We start from the raw sequence: 15,278 nt of genomic DNA, 5'->3' as shown, positions 1-15,278 counted from the left end.
TTGCTGGTGAAAATGTGTAATTTCAGAAAAATTCACTATGCTTAAGGTTGGACTGTTGATCTTTAGAGATCACATTGTGTCCGAATTAGGCGTGATTTAATTACGACGTCACGGTTGCAATAGCAGATCACCTAACAAAGAACGATCTGGTTATTGAGCCTTGTAGACGTTGAGTCATTAAATCCGTACAGGCAACAATGGAGTTCATCGCTTTTGAATTAAGCCTAATGGCTAGCAAGAGTGATGATAATGAAACAAAGGAATGCTTTTAAAATGTCTAAACCTAAAATACTGATCATAGATGACGAACAAGATTATTTGGAACTGTTATCGGAAGCATTGGAACATCAATTCCTCGTTTATAGTGCAGACACCTTACAAAGAGCAGAAGCCATTATTGCAGATATTGGCACTGTAGAAATAGCTTTGGTCGATGAAAATATAGGACAAGATAAAGGCTCAGACTGGATTAAGCAAAAGGTAAAACAACAAGACGTTGCGATTTCTTTTGTTTTATATTCCGGGCTCGCAAGTGAAGATGCGATTTTAAAAGGGTTGGAATGTGGGGCTGATGACTTTTTAGTTAAGCCGATGTCTTTGCTGGCGTTGAGTAATAAACTGGAAAAATTAATCGCCTACCAAAAGCAAATTCATCAGTTTGAAAATGAAATTTGTTCGAAAGACAGAGTCATTAATATTTCGATGGCGCAGGCATCAAAATACGGCAGTTGTATGCAACTGACTTCTAGATTAAATCAGTGCTTTTCATTAGAAAAAATCAGGGATGAAGTCTTTTCTTATCTTTACAGCACTAATTTGCAAGGCTGTATCGCGTTTTATCCTTTTACTGGCCCTGCGGAATATTACAGTTCAAAAAATGGTTTCTGTTCGCCAGTAGAAAAAGGAGTGATGGAGCTATTAAAAGTAAAACCTCGGCTCTATCGTTTTGGTTCTCGCACTATTTTTAATCATCCATTAGTGTCAATTTTAATATTAAATTTGGAAGATGGTTCGATTGAAACTGATATTTATATTGATGCCTTGGCGTCTGTGATCGAATGTATTGGTGCTAGGATGGCGTTTATCACTTATAAAGATTCGTTAGAAACGGTACAAGATCAAATTTTGGCTGCGGTGAGTAAAACTAAGAAAATGATTGGAATTTCAAAGCATCATCAGCAAGAGGTGATGAATGAAATAGTGCAAAATATCGGTATGAGTTTTCATGTACTTGATATGACAATGGAGCAGGAAGAGTTCTTAACCGAGCTTGTACAAAATGCGTTACAAAAACATAGTCAGGATGATGCATTATTTATTGATATTAGTCACTTGCTTGATAGTGCGTTAACGAGTGTTGATGAGTTGAAACAATTGAATACAACACAGGAAATGCCAGAAGAAGTGCTCAATGAAGAGGATGAGCTATTTTGACACCAATAAAATGTGATTTTGGTATTGCGCATTTACCTTTTGCAGCGCTCAGTGTAGATACTTCAGGTAAGATAATTGAGGTGAATGATCGTCTTGAGCAGCTAACGGGATACTCGTGCAAGGAATTGCATGGTAGCGATATCGAAAACTTATTGTTTAAAGAGGTGATCTCTTCTTATACGCTATATCAACAAAAGTCTGATCAACATCCGCATACCTCCGCGTTTTCCTATCTAATTGAATTACCGCTTAAATCTAAGCAAACGCTAAACTGCCAGGTTAAAGTTAGTGAGATCAACAATGGTTATTTATTGTGTCTTGAGTATCAAGAGGGTGATCCGATAAAAATGTCTGCTTCGATTAAAGAGGTCACTCAGGAACAAAAATTAATCACACAATTAAAAAAGCAAAACCGCTATTTACATCTGGCAGAACGCTTAAATCAGTCTGGCCACTGGCGGTTGGATTTAAAGCAAGACCAATTATATTGGTCAAAAGGGATATATATTATTCATGGGGTCCGTCCTGGACAGTATCAGCCTGAAATAGCCTCTGCGATTGATTTTTACCTAAAGGAAGAACAAGAACGGATTCAGCAATTACTGGATGATGCGATTGAGTATAAAAAAAGCTTTCATTTTAAAAGCACTATAATCAATGCTCAGAGAAAGCGCGTGCAAGTAGAATGTATCGGAGAAGTTGAACTGAATGATAACGAACAAGTAGTCGCTATTTTTGGTGTTTTTAAGGATATTACTCAAACAGTTGAAACTTATGAGAAGCTAAAACTACTGTCGAAAGTTAATTATACCATAAAGGTACCGATATTTTTTATTGATGAAGCGGATAAGGTGGTTTATCAAGAGTTGTCATCACAAATGGCCAGTGAAGGAATCGGTCTATTTGATTATATTAATTTTAGTATCAAAGATTATTTGCGCTATAAAGGGTTGGCAAAAGAGCAAGGGCAAATAAAGCAAGCTAACATTAGTTTTGATAACTATATATCGGTTTTCGATTTACAGGTGGTATTTGAGTCAGAAGAGGGGCTCTATATTTGGATTGTTGAAAATACTACTGAAAATTATCGAAAAGAGCAGCAACAAATTATTAGTAATCGTTTAGCTTTATTAGGTAATACCTTTGGTAATGTCTCTCATGACATTAATAATGTACTTGGTGTTGCGCTTGGCGCAACAGAAATGCTCGAATTGAAAGTGGCTCATGGTAGTCAAGACATAGGCAAATATATCGACCGAGTGAAAAATGCTATAGATAAAGGTAAAAATGTCACGGAGCGATTATTAGCATTTACCCGTAAGCCAGCCGTTAAAATTATCGAGTTCGATCCAATTCAAGAAATTAAAGAAAATCAATACTTATTTAAACAGCTGTTACTCAACACCATAGATTTTCAATGTCAGTTTGACGATATTCATTGCCAAATTAAATTTCCTCAGGGCGAATTTATCAATATCTTGCTGAATCTGGTGTTAAATGCACAAGATGCGATTCAGGAACAAGGATTGATAGGAACGATAGTGATGAGTGTTGGCCTTAACGAGCAGAAAATGCTGGAAATTCACGTCAAAGACAGCGGTGTAGGCATCGAACAAGAAAATTTAGCAAAAATATTTGATCCCTTCTATAGCAGTAAATTGGTTAATAAAGGCAATGGTATCGGCTTAGCAAATGTTTACGGTACTATCCATAAATATAATGGTGAAGTGCTGGCAAAAGGGCAATGTGATTTAGGGGGGGCTGAATTTATTTTAGCATTCCCTTGCCGAGTTTTTGAGCAGCAAGTCAATACTTGCAAACAGAAAAAGACCAAGATGGCGATGAGTGAAAAATCAGTATTAGTGCTGGATGATGAAACCAGTATTGGTGAATTTGTCGCGCTGTTTTTAGCTAGTAAAGGGGCTGCGACAGAATATGTTCAAAGTAAAGAGTCGCTACTTAAGGTGCTAGCTTGTGACTGTGTGTTTGATGTTTTTATTACCGACATGATCTTACCCGATATTTCTGGTCGGGAAGCGGTTGAATTGGTACAAGAAAAGTTCCCTGAAATAAAAGTGTATTCAATCAGCGGTTATATCGCTGAAGAAGATAATAAATGGCAGCATCCAGTATTAAGAAAACCGTTTAACTCTGAAGAGCTGGCTGATTTTTTAACTAATAATTAAATAGATTATTTCTAAGCTGTTTGTTGTTGTCAATATGACTTACAGATGATTTCAATTATATATTTATTAAAAAATGAAAATATTTTACTTTGAGATAATAGCATTGTACCCAAATAAGTGCTTCAATAATAAGATAATTAGCTGTCAGGTTAATAAATGTGAATGTGTTACATAAAGATTCCTATACCATTTTAGCGGTCGACGACGCGAAAGACAGTTTATTGCTGCTAGAGTGTGATTTACAGCAGGCAGGTTATGATGTGCTGTTAGCGGATTCCACTGAATCAGCGTTTGAATATCTGAAGTCGACACAGATTGACTTGCTATTACTTGATATGTATATGCCTGGGCAAACGGGATTATCTATCCTGATGAAAATTAAAGCCGACTCTCAATTTGATCATATTCCAATCATCATGATGTCTGCTTCAAATGATGAAGATCAGGTAGTTGCCGCCTTAGAATTAGGGGCAAATGATTATGTGAATAAACCTTACAATAGCAAAATTTTACTGGCAAGACTTAAAAACTCCTTAGTGTTGATGGAGAAAACCATTCAATTAGAAGCACTGGCAAACACTGACTTTTTAACTAAGGTTAATAATCGTGGTAGCTTTGAAAGTATGGTAAACAAAGCGATTAATCAGGCTAATCGGGAAAAACATGCGCTTGCATTGGCGATGTTTGATCTGGATTTTTTTAAAAAAGTTAATGATAAGTACGGCCATGAATCTGGTGATAAAGCATTGGTGGAATTTGCTCGTATTTTAACCGCATCGTTTCGTGATTATGACGTTGTTGGCCGCATTGGGGGTGAAGAGTTTGCGGTTTGTATGTTGAATTCCACCATTAAAGAGGCATTTAACGCTTGTGAGCGTTGTCGGCAATTGTTAATGAACTCAGCAATACAAATAGAGTTTGACGGCAAAATTGAGGAGATTTATATAACAGTCAGTGTTGGGTTAGTTTCAGAGGCCCCGCCGATTAATGATTATGATGATATGCTGCGCCGCGCTGATCATATGCTGTATCAGGCAAAGGAAAATGGCAGAAATCGGACTTATGTTGAGCAGTCAAAATTAGCCGATAAGGGGAGCAAGGAAGATATGGAGCAGGCGAATAGCGAAGTTAGCAATGCGCATCAATGTGTGTTTAGCGGCATTACTTATCAAGTTGGTCTTGATAATGTACTGGGAGATAAGGACTTATTTCATGATATTTTGGTGATGTTTTATCAGGATCATGGTCGAGATATTGAGCATATTGAACAGGCGCTGCGACAAAAAGACTATCAGCAAGCTCAGCATCTGGTTCATACCTTAAAAGGAGTCGCTTCTTCCATTGGAGCAATGGAGCTGTTTGATGCGGCGAAAGCATTAGACGTTGCATTAAACGATCGTCAGGAAAGTCAGTTTCAAACATTGTTTATTGATGTGAACAGTAAACTTACTGAAGTGTTATCTGGCATCCAACAAAAATTAGCAAATAAACTGTGAGGCGTTGAGATTTTTTAATCAATCGATTTCTAGTTCTATATCTGACTTAGGAATACAGCAGCAAGGTAATATTTCACCTTCGCCAATAAAAGCAAGTGGTTCTCCGTTTGGATACTCTATTTGCCCTTTAATTAACTTCACTCGACATGCGCCACAAAAACCATCACGGCAATGGTAATGTACTTCAACTCCCGCTTTTTCTAAGCAATTGAGTAAGGTTTTCGCTTGAGGGTCGTAGTCAATCGTTTGTTGTTCGACTACGACCTTATGCTGTTGTTTGCTACTGTTTGTATGAGTATTCGCATCAGCCATTTTTAACCACATAGTTGCTGACGCTAGTTTTTGAGGCATTATTCATGATCAGAGATCAAAATCATCAAAATCATCGCTTGATACGGCTGAGTCAACTTGCCCAACTAGGTAACTGGATATTTCCGTTTCTTGCGGTGCAACTTGAACATTATCACTGACTAGATAGGCATTCATCCAAGGTAATGGATTACTTTTTATAGTAAATGGTGCGTCGAAACCAATGGCAGTTAAACGCTGATTACTAATATATTCAATATACTGATTTAAGATTTCTGCGTTTAAACCGATCATTGAACCGTCTTTAAATAAATATTGCGCCCACTCTTTTTCCTGTTCAACAACATCTAAAAAGATTTGTAATCCTTGATCACGTAACTCATCTGCTATTTCTTTCATTTCTGGATCGTCTTTACCTGACATCCAGTTGTTGAGGATATGCTGAGTACCAGTTAAATGTAGGGCTTCATCACGGGCGATTAGTTTAATGATCTTTGCATTACCCTCTAATAATTCACGCTCTGCAAAGGCGAATGAACAGGCAAAGCTGACATAAAAGCGAATTGCTTCTAACGCATTTACCGAGCAAATTGCTAGGTATAAACGCTCTTTTAGCTTACGTTCTGACACTTCTATCGTTTCACCTTCAACCTCATAACTGCCTTCGCCTTGAGATTGCAATAACTGGGTGGTGATGATCACTTTATCAAAGTAATGGGCAATGGAGCTGGCTCGTTTTAAAATTGCTGGATTGACGACAATATCATCGAAGACATCACTTGGATCGCTAAATAGGTTACGCAAAATATGGGTGTAAGAGCGAGAGTGAATGGTTTCACTAAAGGCCCAGGTTTCAACCCAGGTTTCTACTTCGGGTAATGACACTAACGGTAATAACACGGCATTCACTGAACGTGCAGCCATGCTATCAAGTAAGGTTTGATATTTAAGGTTAGAAATAAAAATATGCTTTTCTGAGTCTGTCAGTCCTTGCCAGTCGGCCCGATCTTTTGATACATCAATTTCTTCAGGACGCCAGAAAAAAGACAATTGTTTTTCGATTAATTTCTCAAAAGCAATATATCGTTGTTGATCGTAACGGGCAACATTAACACTATTCCCCATAAACATTGGCTCTGTTAAGGCGTCATTTGGGGTTTGGTTAAAGGTACTGTAGGTCATCTATGGCTCCTAGAAACAATAGCTACAATTTATTGTTTCAAAAATCTATCTATTCTTTGTTTTTTAATATGAGTATGTTGCGCCATAGCCAATAGCAATGGCGCACAAGAGTTGGTTAAATTTTACAAGCACCGCCTGCACAATCATCGCTTTCAAGCTCTACGCTGTCATCTGCACCGTCACGAGTGTTGTGGTAGTACATGGTTTTGATGCCAAGTTTATAAGCGGTAAGTAAATCTTTTAAAATTTGCTTAACCGGCACTTTATTGCCTTCATATTTTGACGGATCGTAGTTAGTGTTGGCAGAAATGGTCTGATCAACAAACTTCTGCATAATGCCAACCAGTTCTAAATAGCCTTCGTTGCTTGGAATAGCCCACAGTAACTCATAGTTATCTTTGAGTCTTGCATACTCAGGTACAACTTGTTTTAAAATACCGTCTTTACTGGCTTTGACGCTGATTAAACCACGTGGTGGCTCAATACCATTAGTTGCATTAGAAATTTGTGACGACGTTTCTGATGGCATCAGTGCTGAAACAGTAGAATTTCTAACGCCGTGCTTTTTAATGCTTTCTCGCAGTGTTTCCCAGTCTAAATGCAATGGTTCACCGGTAATGTTATCAACTTCTTTTTTGTAAGTATCAATCGGTAAAATACCTTGAGACAAACGGGTTTCATTAAACTTAGGACATGCGCCTTGCTCAATAGCCAGTTTGTTTGATGCTTTTAACAAATAGTATTGAATTGCTTCAAAGGTTCTATGAGTTAAATTATTCGCACTGCCGTTTGAGTAATATACGCCATTTTTAGCCAGATAATAGGCATAGTTGATTACACCTATACCGAGTGTTCTTCGGCCCATAGTGGCATTGCGTGCTGCCGGCATTGGATAGTCTTGATAATCTAACAGACTGTCTAAGGCTCTGACCGCTAAATCTGCTAACCCTTCTAATTCATCTAAGCTGTCAATTGCTCCTAAGTTAAACGCAGACAGGGTACAAAGCGCTATTTCACCTTCAGGATCGTTAATATCATTTAACGGTTTGGTCGGTAACGCGATTTCTAGGCAAAGGTTACTTTGTCTAATGGGCGCAACTTCCGGTAAAAACGGACTATGTGTATTACAGTGATCGACATTCTGTAAGTAAATCCGACCGGTACTTGCGCGTTCCTGTGCAAACAGTGTAAATAGCTCAATCGCTTTAATGCACTTTTTACGAATAGAATCATCCGCTTCATACTTTAAGTACAGCTGTTCAAATTTTTCCTGATCTTCAAAAAACGCATCGTATAGTCCTGGAACATCGCTTGGACTAAACAGGGTAATTGACTCGCCTTTAATCAAACGCTGGTACATAAGTTTGTTAAATTGCACGCCGTAATCTAAGTGGCGAACCCGGTTTTCTTCTACACCGCGGTTGTTTTTAAGCACTAATAAGCTTTCTACTTCTAAGTGCCACAACGGATAAAATAAGGTTGCCGCGCCGCCGCGAACACCACCTTGAGAACAACTTTTAACCGCAGTTTGAAAATGTTTATAAAACGGAATACAGCCGGTATGGAAAGCTTCACCATTGCGAATTGTACTGCCTAATGCACGAATACGACCTGCGTTGATCCCTATGCCAGCCCGTTGCGAAACGTATTTAACGATAGAGCTTGATGCGGCATTGATCGAATCCAGGCTGTCACCACACTCAATTAACACACAGGATGAAAATTGACGGGTAGGAGTTCTTACTCCAGCCATAATCGGGGTTGGTAGCGAGATTTTAAAAGTCGATATCGCGTGATAAAAACCTTCAATATATTGCAAACGTGTTTCTTTAGAGTATTTGGCAAATAAACAAGCAGCAACCAAAATATATAAAAATTGGGCACTTTCGTATATTTCACCTGTGACTCGGTTTTGAACCAGGTATTTGCCTTCAAGCTGTTTTACCGCAGCATAGCTGAAATTAAGATCTCTTCTATGATCGATAAAGGCTTCCATTTGCTCAAATTCTGCTTCGCTATAGTCAGTTAATAAATGCTGATCGTATTTACCAGCCTCAACTAAGTTAACGATATGCTGATAGAGCTTAGGGGGTTCAAATTGGCCATAGGCTTTTTTACGTAAGTGAAAAACCGCTAAACGTGCTGATAGATATTGATAATCAGGCGTTTCTTCTGAAATAAGGTCAGCGGCCGCCTTAATTATAGTTTCATGAATATCTTCGGTTTTTATCCCATCATAAAACTGAATATGTGATTTTAATTCTACTTGTGAGACAGAGACATTATCTAAGCCTTCTGCTGCCCAAGTGATCACTTGATGGATTTTTTCCAGATCTATGGGTTCTTTTTTACCGTTACGTTTGGTGACAAAGAGGTTGTTATTCATGAAAAACCTGTATTATTTACGATTATTTTTTTAATTATCTAGAGTGAATGTTTACAAAAACACAAATTTGAGTTAATGCACTATATCTTGGGGCTAAACTCAAAACTGATCACAAGATAATGAGGTTTTGGCTCTATTGCAAGCACTAAAAAGTGTATAATTTGACTAGGATTTATACGAAGATTTATTTAGTTAGTAACAACTAACTTAGTATCGTCTTTTTAATTTGATTTTTAAGAAACGCAACGATTATTTAGTTTTTTTTTCTTTAAATAGATTTATTTTAGTCATAAATTTTACCCCTATATTCCTAATTGTCATATAGGGTGAAAAATATATAAATTACAATGTGTTACTTATATTGTTTTATAAATAATCAGCTTGATTATTATATATACATTAAACAATCTTTGATGCTTTTTGCGATATAGTCAGCCTGCCATTGATTAATATCATCACTTGTTTTGATATAGCCCCAAGCGGCAACAACTGTTGTCATTTTGGCACGGTTACCTGCTTCGATGTCTCTTTGGGCATCGCCAATGTATAAACAATGCTCAGGTGAAGCTTCTAAACGTTGGCAGGCAAATAATAACGGTGCTGGGTCGGGCTTTCTGGTCGATAGGGTATCTCCACCCACAATGACCCGACATTGCTCAAATTCTACATAGTGAGGTAACAACTGTTTAGTGAGTTGTTCCGGTTTATTTGTCACTATGCCCCAAGGAATGTCATTTTGATTCAGTGTGTTAAGCAATGAAGAAATACCAGGGTAGAGGCATGTTTTAATTGCAATATGCGATTGATAATAAGATAAGAATCTCTCACGTAGCACATCATAGTCATAATTTTTGAGTCGTTGTCCAAAACCGAGCTCAAGCAGGCCTTTGGCGCCATCTGAAGCAACAGGGCGAAAAATCTCGCGTTCAATTTCTGGCAAATTGTGCCCGGCTAATACGTGATTTAAAGCGGCACCTAGATCATCTGCGGTATCTAATAAGGTGCCATCGAGATCAAATAAAACGGCGGCGATGTTGCTAGGTTCTTGACTCATGTTATGACACCTTCTGACAACATAAAATGTAATTTACCTCTAACGAGTCAATTAATTTATGATTTTCGGTCAATGGATTATAATGAATGCCTGCAGCGTCAATGCATTTTAAGCCATTGGCCTCAGCCCAGCCGATTAAAGTAGAAGGGCGGATAAACTGCTGATGGTCATGAGTGCCGTCAGGCACTAATTTTAAAAGTTTTTCTGCCGCGACAATTGCCAGTAAATAAGACTTAAGTGTTTTATTGAGTGTTGAAAAAAACACAAAACCGCCAGGTTTTACTAGGGTGCTGCAAGCCTTTACGATAGACGCGGGATCAGGGACATGCTCTAACATCTCCATACACGTTACGGCGTCAAATTGCCCGGGCAATTGTATAGCCATTTCTTCGGCAGTAATTTTTTGATAATTGACAGTTATTCCTGATTCTAAGGCATGTAACTTGGCAACATTAAGCGGCTCTTCCCCCATGTCGATGCCAGTAACATCTGCGCCAAGTCTGGCAAGACTTTCTGCTAAAATGCCGCCGCCGCAACCTACGTCGAGTATTTTTTGCTCAAATAACTCCTGCATATACTGAATAATAAATTGTCGGCGCACCGGATTAATTTGATGTAAAGGTTTAAATTCTCCATCAAGTTCCCACCATTGACTGGCGACTTTTTCAAATTTGGCAATTTCTTCTAGGTTGACGTTTTGCGACATAGTGATAAAGCAGATCTAAATAGTTAAAGAGCTGGCATTCTAAACTAAAGTTAATATATCGCCTAGCGCTGATGAGGGGGAATGTTTGATCTATCACTTGGATAAAGTGCAATTAGTTGTGTGAGATTTAGTCAATTCGCTGTCAATCCAAGCACAGTAAATGCAAGAATGATGTCAGATTACCTTATTGCGAAAATAATCACTTGAAATAGACGCGTAAGCAAAGCAGAATGTCATGCTATAAAGCAGTACTGCCTATTGAATCTTTGTGATAATATGCGCTGCGTTTTTTACAATAATAATTTCCATATTCTAATTTTTAGGGATACCGTCGTTTTATGACCGATCTGGCAAAAAATGTTGCTCCAGTCAATATTGAAGATGAGCTAAAAAGTTCCTATCTAGATTACGCGATGAGCGTCATTGTAGGACGAGCGTTACCTGACGTTCGGGATGGTTTAAAACCGGTACATCGTCGTGTGTTATTCGCGATGAATGTACTAGGTAATGATTTTAATAAACCTTATAAAAAATCTGCCCGTGTTGTTGGTGATGTTATCGGTAAGTATCACCCGCATGGTGATACTGCTGTTTATGACACTATAGTTCGTATGGCACAACCATTCTCAATGCGTTATATGCTTGTTGATGGTCAAGGTAACTTTGGTTCTGTTGATGGTGATTCAGCGGCAGCAATGCGTTATACCGAAATCCGCATGGATAAAATATCGCATGCTATTTTAGCCGATCTCGATAAAGAAACCGTTGACTTCGTACCTAACTATGATGGCACAGAACAAATCCCAGCGGTCATGCCAACACGTATTCCAACGTTACTGGTAAATGGTACTTCAGGTATTGCGGTTGGTATGGCAACGAATATTCCACCGCACAACTTAACGGAAGTGATTAATGGCTGTTTAGCTGTTATTGAGAACGAAGATATTACTTGTGATGAGTTACTCACATATATCCCTGGGCCGGATTTTCCTACCGCTGGTATTATTAGTGGCCGAGCTGGTATTGAAGAAGCTTATAAAACGGGCCGTGGTAAAATAAAAATTCGCGCTCGGGCTGAAATAGAAGTTGACGAGAAAAGTGGTAAAGAAACCATTGTTGTTCACGAGTTACCTTATCAGGTAAACAAAGCTCGCCTAATTGAAAAAATGGCAGAGTTGGTGAAAGAAAAACGCTTAGAAGGTATTTCCGCATTACGTGATGAGTCAGATAAAGACGGCATGCGTATGGTGATTGAAGTTAAGCGCGGTGATGTCGGTGAAGTGGTATTAAATAACCTCTTTAAATTGACACAAATGCAAATCTCTTTTGGTTTGAATATGGTGGCCTTAAGTAACGGCCAGCCTAGATTATTCAATTTAAAAGACATGCTGGAAGCCTTTATTCTTCATCGCCGTGAAGTCGTGACTCGTCGTACTATTTTCGAATTACGTAAAGCACGTGATCGCGCTCATATATTAGAAGGTTTATCGATTGCACTTGCTAATATCGATCCTGTTATTGAACTGGTGAAAAATTCTAATAATAGAAAAGATGCTGAAGAAAAGTTAGTCGCACGTGGCTGGGAATTGGGTAATGTTAGTAGCATGCTTGAAGCCGCTGGTACTGATGCTGCACGTCCTGAATGGTTAGAGCCTGAATACGGTATTCGTGATGGTTTATATTATTTAACGCCAGAACAAGCGAAAGCGATTGTTGATTTGCAGTTGTATAAACTCTCTGGCATGGAACACGAAAAAATTCTAAATGAGTACAAAGAGTTATTAGACTTAATTGCCGAGCTAATGCATATTTTAGCCAGCCCGGTACGTTTGATGGAAGTGATTCGTGAAGAATTAGAGTTGATCCGTGATGAATTTGGTGATGAGCGCCGTACTGAAATTACAAATGCGTCACATGATTTATCGTTAGAAGATCTAATCTGTGAAGAAGATGTAGTGGTCACGCTATCTAACGAAGGTTATGTCAAATATCAGATATTATCTGATTATCAGGCACAGCGCCGTGGTGGTAAGGGTAAAGCCGCGACTAAGATGAAGGAAGAAGACTTTGTCGAACGTTTATTAGTGGCAAATACCCATGATACGATTTTATGTTTCTCAAACCGAGGTAAATTGTATTGGCTTAAGGTTTATCAATTGCCATTGGCGAGTCGCACGGCCCGTGGTCGTCCAATTGTTAATTTATTGCCATTAGAAAGTGATGAAAAGATCACTGCAATTCTACCGGTTAGAGAATACGAAGAAGATAAATTTATTATTATGGCGACCGCGTCTGGCACGGTGAAGAAAACGCCATTAACGGCATATTCTAATCAACGTGCAAACGGTATTATTGCCTTGAACTTACGAGATGACGATACTTTAATCGGCGTTGATATTACCAACGGAGAAAATGACATCATGTTGTTCTCTGACGAAGGTAAAGTGGTTCGCTTTAATGAAAAAGCCCGTGATAGTGAAACGGGTGAAGTGAAGCTAGATCCTGAAACGGGTGAAGAAATTCACGCATTACGTGCAATGGGACGTACAGCGACCGGGGTACGAGGTATTAAGCTTGAAGGTAACCAAAAAGTGGTGTCTTTGATCGTACCGAAAAATGATGGCGCGATCTTAACAATAACGCAAAACGGTTACGGTAAGCGTACTGCGCTGGAAGAATACCCTGCGAAAAGTCGTGCAACCAAAGGGGTTGTTTCGATTAAAGTCAGTGAGCGTAACGGCCCTGTCGTTGGTGCTGTTCAGGTTGAAGATCAGGATGAGATCATGTTGATCACAGATAACGGTACCTTAGTACGTACTCGCGTCAATGAAGTCAGTGTCATTGGTCGTAATACACAAGGGGTGCGTATTATCCGTACTGCTGAAGATGAACACGTGGTAGCACTGCAACGTATTGATGAAATAGAAGAAGATGAATTACCTGATGACGAAGGTGATACATCAATAGAAGCAAATGAATCGTTTAGTGAAACGCCGCCGGTAGCTGAACAAAGTGAACAACTCAGCGAGGGCGATAACGACTAGCGTTACCGCAATATAAAATAAAATAGGCGGTATTAACCGCCTATTTTTTTATATATGGAAATATTTATTCTTGCGAGCCATGGATGGTGTTAGCAAGGGTTTATGTACAGAAAGTACTGTATGTCGGGGTTACATGGATGTAAAAGAGCGACGATGTACACGACTGCACGGGTACAGGAGTAGGGCAAACAGGATGCCTGAGCCGAGGATATACGGTCAGTTTTTGTTTCTGGTTGGGCTAAGTGCCTAGATCCGTGTAGGCAATGTCGCAAGAGCATGATTGCTTCAAGTGGCAATGACATTTTAGTCACACATTTTTTGATCTTATTAAGTCTCGTTGGCTGTAATAAATCACACATTTACATTTACTATTAGAAAAGGTTGTAAGTTTCTCATGTCCGCTGTTTATAATTTTTCTGCAGGTCCAGCCATGCTCCCGGCTCAAGTGATGCAACAGGCACAGCAAGAGTTCCTCAATTGGCAAAATACTGGTTGCTCAGTGATGGAAATGAGCCATCGAAGTAAAGAGTTTATTGCACTAGCGGAAAAAGCTGAGGCAGATTTACGTGAACTCATGCATATCCCAGATAACTATAAAGTATTATTTTGTCACGGTGGTGGCCGAGGACAATTTTCTGCCGTACCGCTCAATTTGTTAGCTGCCGGCAGCAAAGCGGATTATATTGTTAGCGGTTCCTGGTCAAAAGCCGCAGCGCAAGAAGCAGCAAACTATGGTGAAGTGAATACAATCAATGTCGTGGAAGAAGTTAATGGGGTTAAGCAAGTCAAGGATAGTCGTGACTGGCCGTTAACATCCGATGCCGCATATGTCCATTATTGCCCCAATGAAACAGTAGATGGTATTGAAATGTTTGATATACCTGAAACTGGTGGTGTGCCATTAATTGCAGATATGTCATCAACCATATTGTCTCGTGAAATCGATGTCAGTCAGTTTGCGATGATTTATGCTGGTGCCCAAAAGAATATTGGCCCGTCGGGCTTAACGATAGTTATTATTGAGCAATCTCTATTAGGTCAAGCACGTAAAGAGACGCCCTGCATCATGAATTATCAATTGATTGCCGATAATGATTCTATGTATAACACACCACCTACCTATGCTTGGTATTTAGCCGGCCTGGTATTCCAGTGGTTGAAAGAGCAAGGCGGTGTTAGTGCGATACAACATAATAATCAGCAAAAAGCCGAGTTGCTTTATCAATATGTCGATCGCAGTGATTTTTATCGTAACGGAATTATTTCTAATAACCGTAGTTTAATGAATATTCCTTTTTGGTTAATGGATGAATCACTCGATAGCAAATTTCTCAGCGCTGCAAAAGAGCAAGGGTTAGTTGCGTTAAAAGGTCATCGTTCAGTCGGTGGTATGCGCGCCAGTATCTACAATGCAATGCCGCTAGAAGGTGTACAAACACTGGTTGATTTTATGAAAGCATTTGAACAGGAGAATAGTTAAC

10 protein-coding genes are annotated in these 15,278 nt (G+C 39.0%); 5 read left to right on the top strand and 5 right to left on the bottom strand.

All coding sequences use genetic code 11. From position 1 onward, the window contains the following. The first annotated feature begins 273 nt into the window (after window positions 1-273). The 3 genes from QQK06_RS00765 (at window position 274) to QQK06_RS00755 (ending at window position 5,116) form a co-directional block, all read left to right on the top strand. A complete protein-coding gene (locus tag QQK06_RS00765) occupies window positions 274-1,434 on the top strand; it encodes a response regulator (protein ID WP_284242605.1) in 1,161 nt (386 codons plus the stop codon). Next, window positions 1,431-3,620, top strand: coding sequence for an ATP-binding protein (locus QQK06_RS00760; RefSeq protein WP_284242604.1), 2,190 nt, complete (start codon window positions 1,431-1,433; stop codon window positions 3,618-3,620). The genes QQK06_RS00765 and QQK06_RS00760 overlap by 4 nt, the downstream gene beginning before the upstream one ends. A 158-nt stretch (window positions 3,621-3,778) precedes the next feature. Beyond that, the gene (locus QQK06_RS00755) at window positions 3,779-5,116 is read left to right on the top strand and encodes a diguanylate cyclase (protein ID WP_284242603.1); all 1,338 of its coding nucleotides are present in this window, start codon (window positions 3,779-3,781) and stop codon (window positions 5,114-5,116) included. A gap of 18 nt (window positions 5,117-5,134) precedes the next feature. On the opposite strand, the gene yfaE is transcribed toward QQK06_RS00755, so the two are convergent. The 5 genes from yfaE to ubiG all read right to left on the bottom strand — a co-directional run bounded on the left by yfaE (window position 5,135) and on the right by ubiG (window position 10,759). Next, window positions 5,135-5,467 (bottom strand): class I ribonucleotide reductase maintenance protein YfaE, encoded by a 333-nt coding sequence (gene yfaE / locus QQK06_RS00750; RefSeq protein WP_284242602.1) that lies wholly within the window; start codon window positions 5,465-5,467, stop codon window positions 5,135-5,137. 9 nt (window positions 5,468-5,476) lie between these two features. Then, entirely contained in the window at window positions 5,477-6,607 is a 1,131-nt protein-coding gene (gene nrdB / locus QQK06_RS00745) for a class Ia ribonucleoside-diphosphate reductase subunit beta (RefSeq protein ID WP_284242600.1), read from the bottom strand. Window positions 6,608-6,722: 115 nt separating this feature from the next. Next, window positions 6,723-8,993, bottom strand: coding sequence for a class 1a ribonucleoside-diphosphate reductase subunit alpha (nrdA, locus tag QQK06_RS00740; protein WP_284242599.1), 2,271 nt, complete (start codon window positions 8,991-8,993; stop codon window positions 6,723-6,725). A gap of 388 nt (window positions 8,994-9,381) precedes the next feature. Then, a complete protein-coding gene (locus QQK06_RS00735; protein ID WP_284242598.1) occupies window positions 9,382-10,047 on the bottom strand; it encodes an HAD family hydrolase in 666 nt (221 codons plus the stop codon). A 1-nt stretch (window position 10,048) separates the two neighbouring features. Then, window positions 10,049-10,759: a bifunctional 2-polyprenyl-6-hydroxyphenol methylase/3-demethylubiquinol 3-O-methyltransferase UbiG gene (ubiG, locus tag QQK06_RS00730; RefSeq protein WP_284246547.1), complete on the bottom strand. Its 711-nt coding sequence runs from the start codon at window positions 10,757-10,759 to the stop codon at window positions 10,049-10,051. A 332-nt stretch (window positions 10,760-11,091) separates the two neighbouring features. Here ubiG and gyrA point away from each other — a divergent pair, with 332 nt between their 5' ends. After that, on the top strand, window positions 11,092-13,797 hold the full coding sequence (gyrA, locus tag QQK06_RS00725; RefSeq protein WP_284242597.1) for a DNA topoisomerase (ATP-hydrolyzing) subunit A: 2,706 nt from the start codon (window positions 11,092-11,094) through the stop codon (window positions 13,795-13,797). A gap of 394 nt (window positions 13,798-14,191) precedes the next feature. Beyond that, entirely contained in the window at window positions 14,192-15,277 is a 1,086-nt protein-coding gene (gene serC / locus QQK06_RS00720) for a 3-phosphoserine/phosphohydroxythreonine transaminase (protein WP_284242596.1), read from the top strand. Window position 15,278 lies beyond the last annotated feature (1 nt).

It is taken from the genome of Thalassotalea insulae (assembly GCF_030161395.1).
GTDB classification, from domain to species: domain Bacteria; phylum Pseudomonadota; class Gammaproteobacteria; order Enterobacterales; family Alteromonadaceae; genus Thalassotalea_E; species Thalassotalea_E insulae.
The sequence above is the reverse complement of the archived record's forward strand: the minus strand, read 5'-3'. Positions and strand labels throughout refer to the sequence as shown.

What these genes read in the sequence shown, in the direction of transcription:
- serC (WP_284242596.1), top strand. Translation starts at nt 14,192, where the DNA reads ATGTCCGCTGTTTATAATTTTTCTGCAGGTCCAGCCATGCTCCCGGCT.
- QQK06_RS00735 (WP_284242598.1), bottom strand. Translation starts at nt 10,047, where the DNA reads ATGAGTCAAGAACCTAGCAACATCGCCGCCGTTTTATTTGATCTCGAT.
- yfaE (WP_284242602.1), bottom strand. Translation starts at nt 5,467, where the DNA reads ATGCCTCAAAAACTAGCGTCAGCAACTATGTGGTTAAAAATGGCTGAT.
- nrdB (WP_284242600.1), bottom strand. Translation starts at nt 6,607, where the DNA reads ATGACCTACAGTACCTTTAACCAAACCCCAAATGACGCCTTAACAGAG.
- gyrA (WP_284242597.1), top strand. Translation starts at nt 11,092, where the DNA reads ATGACCGATCTGGCAAAAAATGTTGCTCCAGTCAATATTGAAGATGAG.
- nrdA (WP_284242599.1), bottom strand. Translation starts at nt 8,993, where the DNA reads ATGAATAACAACCTCTTTGTCACCAAACGTAACGGTAAAAAAGAACCC.
- QQK06_RS00765 (WP_284242605.1), top strand. Translation starts at nt 274, where the DNA reads ATGTCTAAACCTAAAATACTGATCATAGATGACGAACAAGATTATTTG.